At 57.4% G+C, this 5363-nt stretch carries 3 rRNA genes; all 3 read left to right on the top strand.

The features are described 5' to 3' along the window. The first annotated feature begins 148 nt into the window (after positions 1-148). Positions 149-1663 (top strand): 16S ribosomal RNA (locus QSK15_RS32455). Positions 1664-2040: 377 nt separating this feature from the next. Then, positions 2041-5149, top strand: a 23S ribosomal RNA gene (locus tag QSK15_RS32450). An 87-nt stretch (positions 5150-5236) separates the two neighbouring features. Continuing rightward, positions 5237-5353, top strand: a 5S ribosomal RNA gene (rrf, locus tag QSK15_RS32445). Together the 16S, 23S and 5S rRNA genes form the textbook arrangement of a ribosomal RNA operon. Positions 5354-5363 lie beyond the last annotated feature (10 nt).

Here is a 5363-nt window from a genome sequence, read left to right as displayed (position 1 = left end):
GGTGTGTGGTTGTTCTTTGAGAACTCAACAGGGTGCTTGTAAAGCCAGTGCCAATGATGATTTATACCCCGGACTGGTCAGTTTTTGCTGGCTGGTTGGGATTCCTTTGGCAACAATTTGTTTGTTGTCAGGATTGTTTTCCAATTTTTTGTTGGAGAGTTTGATCCTGGCTCAGGACGAACGCTGGCGGCGTGCTTAACACATGCAAGTCGAGCGGAAAGGCCCTTCGGGGTACTCGAGCGGCGAACGGGTGAGTAACACGTGAGCAACCTGCCCCAAGCTTTGGGATAACCCTCGGAAACGGGGGCTAATACCGAATAGGACTTCTGGCCGCATGGCTGGTGGTGGAAAGTTTTTCGGCTTGGGATGGGCTCGCGGCCTATCAGCTTGTTGGTGGGGTGATGGCCTACCAAGGCGACGACGGGTAGCCGGCCTGAGAGGGCGACCGGCCACACTGGGACTGAGACACGGCCCAGACTCCTACGGGAGGCAGCAGTGGGGAATATTGCACAATGGGCGGAAGCCTGATGCAGCGACGCCGCGTGAGGGATGACGGCCTTCGGGTTGTAAACCTCTTTCAGCAGGGACGAAGCGAGAGTGACGGTACCTGCAGAAGAAGCACCGGCCAACTACGTGCCAGCAGCCGCGGTAAGACGTAGGGTGCGAGCGTTGTCCGGATTTATTGGGCGTAAAGAGCTCGTAGGCGGCTTGTCGCGTCGACCGTGAAAACTTGGGGCTCAACCCCAAGCCTGCGGTCGATACGGGCAGGCTAGAGTTCGGTAGGGGAGACTGGAATTCCTGGTGTAGCGGTGAAATGCGCAGATATCAGGAGGAACACCGGTGGCGAAGGCGGGTCTCTGGGCCGATACTGACGCTGAGGAGCGAAAGCGTGGGGAGCGAACAGGATTAGATACCCTGGTAGTCCACGCTGTAAACGTTGGGCGCTAGGTGTGGGGGGCCTCTCCGGTTCCCTGTGCCGCAGCTAACGCATTAAGCGCCCCGCCTGGGGAGTACGGCCGCAAGGCTAAAACTCAAAGGAATTGACGGGGGCCCGCACAAGCGGCGGAGCATGCGGATTAATTCGATGCAACGCGAAGAACCTTACCTGGGTTTGACATGGCCGCAAAACCTCCAGAGATGGGGGGTCCTTCGGGGGCGGTCACAGGTGGTGCATGGCTGTCGTCAGCTCGTGTCGTGAGATGTTGGGTTAAGTCCCGCAACGAGCGCAACCCTCGTTCGATGTTGCCAGCGCGTTATGGCGGGGACTCATCGAAGACTGCCGGGGTCAACTCGGAGGAAGGTGGGGATGACGTCAAGTCATCATGCCCCTTATGTCCAGGGCTTCACGCATGCTACAATGGCCGGTACAATGGGCTGCGATACCGTGAGGTGGAGCGAATCCCAAAAAGCCGGTCTCAGTTCGGATCGGGGTCTGCAACTCGACCCCGTGAAGTCGGAGTCGCTAGTAATCGCAGATCAGCAACGCTGCGGTGAATACGTTCCCGGGCCTTGTACACACCGCCCGTCACGTCACGAAAGTCGGCAACACCCGAAGCCGGTGGCCCAACCCTTGTGGAGGGAGCCGTCGAAGGTGGGGCTGGCGATTGGGACGAAGTCGTAACAAGGTAGCCGTACCGGAAGGTGCGGCTGGATCACCTCCTTTCTAAGGAGCACCTTCCGACGAAAGTCGGTAAGGAGCCCGCGCTGCCCGAATGTGGTGGTGGGGTGCTCGAATGGCGGAGACACTGGCAAGTTTTTCCTCGGCAACGGTCGGGACGCCTAGTACAGCTGCTCTTCGGGGTGGTGGGAACGGTTATGTTCTGGTGCGGCTGGGGAGGGATGTAAGCACCCTGTTGGGTCCTGAAAGAACAACCGTGGTGTTGTTGTTTCAGAACCGTTGCGAGGTTGTTGACCTTGCGAGGTTGCCAGGCATGGCCTGGCCTCACATACCGCTGGCGGTTGCCGGGTTTGGTGTGGGGCGGATCGGGTTGTGGGTTGGTCGTTTGTTGAGAATTGCACAGTGGACGCGAGCATCTTTGTGGTCAAGTTGTCAAGGGCGAACGGTGAATGCCTTGGCACCAGGAGCCGATGAAGGACGTGGGAGGCCGCGATAGGCCTGGGGGAGCTGTCAACCGAGCTGTGATCCCAGGGTGTCCGAATGGGGAAACCTGGCACCAGTCATGTGGTGTCACCCACACCTGAACACATAGGGTGTGTGGAGGGAACGCGGGGAAGTGAAACATCTCAGTACCCGTAGGAAGAGAAAACAATTTAGTGATTCCGTGAGTAGTGGCGAGCGAAAGCGGATTGAGGCTAAACCGGCTGCGTGTGATACCTGTCAGGGGTTGCGTGGTCGGGGTTGTGGGACCCTGCTGAACAAGCTGACACTTGTTCGAGAAGTTACAAAGTCAGTGGCTAGTCGAACAGTCTGGAATGGCTGACCGTAGACGGTGAAAGTCCGGTAGGTGAAAGTTGCTGACCTTCTGTGGGTGTTCCCGAGTAGCGGCGGACCCCTGAAATCTGCCGTGAATCTGCCAGGACCACCTGGTAAGCCTAAATACTTCCTGGTGACCGATAGCGGACAAGTACCGTGAGGGAATGGTGAAAAGTACCCCGGGAGGGGAGTGAAATAGTACCTGAAACCGTTCGCCTACAATCCGTCGGAGCCTTGCGGGGTGACGGCGTGCCTTTTGAAGAATGAGCCTGCGAGTTAGTGGCATGTGGCGAGGTTAACCCGTGTGGGGGAGCCGTAGCGAAAGCGAGTCTGAATAGGGCGATTCAGTCGCGTGTCCTAGACCCGAAGCGGAGTGATCTAGCCATGGGCAGGCTGAAGCGCGGGTAAGACCGCGTGGAGGGCCGAACCCACCAATGTTGAAAAATTGGGGGATGACCTGTGGTTAGGGGTGAAAGGCCAATCAAACTCCGTGATAGCTGGTTCTCCCCGAAATGCATTTAGGTGCAGCGTCGCGTGTTTCTTGCCGGAGGTAGAGCACTGGATGGTCTAGGGGGCCCACAAGCTTACCGAAATCAGCCAAACTCCGAATGCCGGTAAGTGAGAGCGCGGCAGTGAGACTGCGGGGGATAAGCTTCGTAGTCGAGAGGGAAACAGCCCAGATCACCAGCTAAGGCCCCTAAGCGTGTGCTAAGTGGAAAAGGATGTGGGGTCGCATAGACAACCAGGAGGTTGGCTTAGAAGCAGCCACCCTTTAAAGAGTGCGTAATAGCTCACTGGTCAAGTGGTTCCGCGCCGACAATGTAGCGGGGCTCAAGCACACCGCCGAAGCTGTGGCATTCACATTTTAACCACGCGTGCCCTTGATGGTGCGTGCAGGTGTGTGGATGGGTAGGGGAGCGTCGTGCCGCGAGTGAAGCAGCGGGGTGACCCAGTTGTGGACGCGGCACGAGTGAGAATGCAGGCATGAGTAGCGAAAGAAGGGTGAGAAACCCTTCCGCCGGATGACCAAGGGTTCCAGGGCCAGGCTAATCCGCCCTGGGTGAGTCGGGACCTAAGGCGAGGCCGAGAGGCGTAGTCGATGGACAACGGGTTGATATTCCCGTACCCGCGAAAGAGCGTCCCTGATGAACCTCGTTGTGCTAACCACCCGAACTTGGTGAGGTCTTCGGACTGAGTTGAGGGAGCGTGGGAACCTGATGGGTAGTAGTCAAGCGATGGGGTGACGCAGGAAGGTAGCTGAGCCCGGCCGGTGGTTGTGCCGGGGTAAGCGTGTAGGCCGTGGTGTAGGCAAATCCGCACCACATGAAGGCTGAGACGTGATGCCGAGCCGATTCAGGTGAAGTCAGTGATCCTATGCTGCCGAGAAAAGCCTCTAGCGAGTTCTTAGCGGCCCGTACCCCAAACCGACACAGGTGGTCAGGTAGAGAATACCGAGGCGATCGGGCGAACTGTGGTTAAGGAACTCGGCAAATTGCCCCCGTAACTTAGGGAGAAGGGGGGCCGGAGACGTGAAGCCCCGCGCGGGTGGAGCGTTGTATGGCCGCAGAGAGCAGGGGGAAGCGACTGTTTACTAAAAACACAGGTCCATGCGAAGAAGTAATTCGATGTATATGGACTGACGCCTGCCCGGTGCTGGAACGTTAAGGGGACCTGTTAGCTCTTCGGGGCGAAGCGGAGAACTTAAGCGCCAGTAAACGGCGGTGGTAACTATAACCATCCTAAGGTAGCGAAATTCCTTGTCGGGTAAGTTCCGACCTGCACGAATGGCGTAACGACTTCCCCACTGTCTCAACCACAGGCCCGGCGAAATTGCAGTACGAGTAAAGATGCTCGTTACGCGCGGCAGGACGGAAAGACCCCGGGACCTTTACTATAGCTTGACATTGGTACTCGAATTAGCTTGTGTAGGATAGGTGGGAGCCGGTGAAGTCCATACGCCAGTATGGGTGGAGGCAATCTTGAAATACCACTCTGGTTGATTTGGGTATCTAACTTCGGACCGTTATCCGGTTCAGGGACAGTGTCTGGTGGGTAGTTTAACTGGGGCGGTTGCCTCCTAAAAGGTAACGGAGGCGCCCAAAGGTTCCCTCAGCCTGGTTGGCAATCAGGTGTTGAGTGCAAGTACACAAGGGAGCTTGACTGTGAGACTGACAGGTCGAGCAGGGACGAAAGTCGGGACTAGTGATCCGGCACTTGCGAGTGGAAGCGGTGTCGCTCAACGGATAAAAGGTACCCCGGGGATAACAGGCTGATCTTCCCCAAGAGTCCATATCGACGGGATGGTTTGGCACCTCGATGTCGGCTCGTCGCATCCTGGGGCTGTAGCAGGTCCCAAGGGTTGGGCTGTTCGCCCATTAAAGCGGTACGCGAGCTGGGTTTAGAACGTCGTGAGACAGTTCGGTCCCTATCCGCCGTGCGCGTAGGATACTTGAGAAGGGCTGTCCCTAGTACGAGAGGACCGGGACGGACGAACCTCTGGTGTGCCAGTTGTCCTGCCAAGGGCACGGCTGGTTAGCTACGTTCGGAAGGGATAACCGCTGAAAGCATCTAAGCGGGAAGCCTGCTTCAAGATGAGGTATCCCACCCACTTTGTGGGGTAAGGCCCCCAGCTAGACGACTGGGTTGATAGGCCGGAAATGTAAGCCCGGTAACGGGTTCAGTTGACCGGTACTAATAGGCCGAGGACTTGACTACTAAGCTGCTACGCGTCCACTGTGCAACTCTGAACGAGCGAACACCCGCGTGAATTCGTGCCGGGGTTGTTTGATATGTTCATAGAGTTACGGCGGTCATGGCGGAGGGGAAACGCCCGGTTACATTCCGAACCCGGAAGCTAAGCCCTCCAGCGCCGATGGTACTGCACTCGTGAGGGTGTGGGAGAGTAGGACGCCGCCGGACAAACTTCCAG

It is taken from the genome of Micromonospora sp. NBRC 107095 (assembly GCF_030269705.1).
Classification (GTDB): domain Bacteria; phylum Actinomycetota; class Actinomycetes; order Mycobacteriales; family Micromonosporaceae; genus Micromonospora; species Micromonospora parva.
The sequence above is the reverse complement of the archived record's forward strand: the minus strand, read 5'-3'. Positions and strand labels throughout refer to the sequence as shown.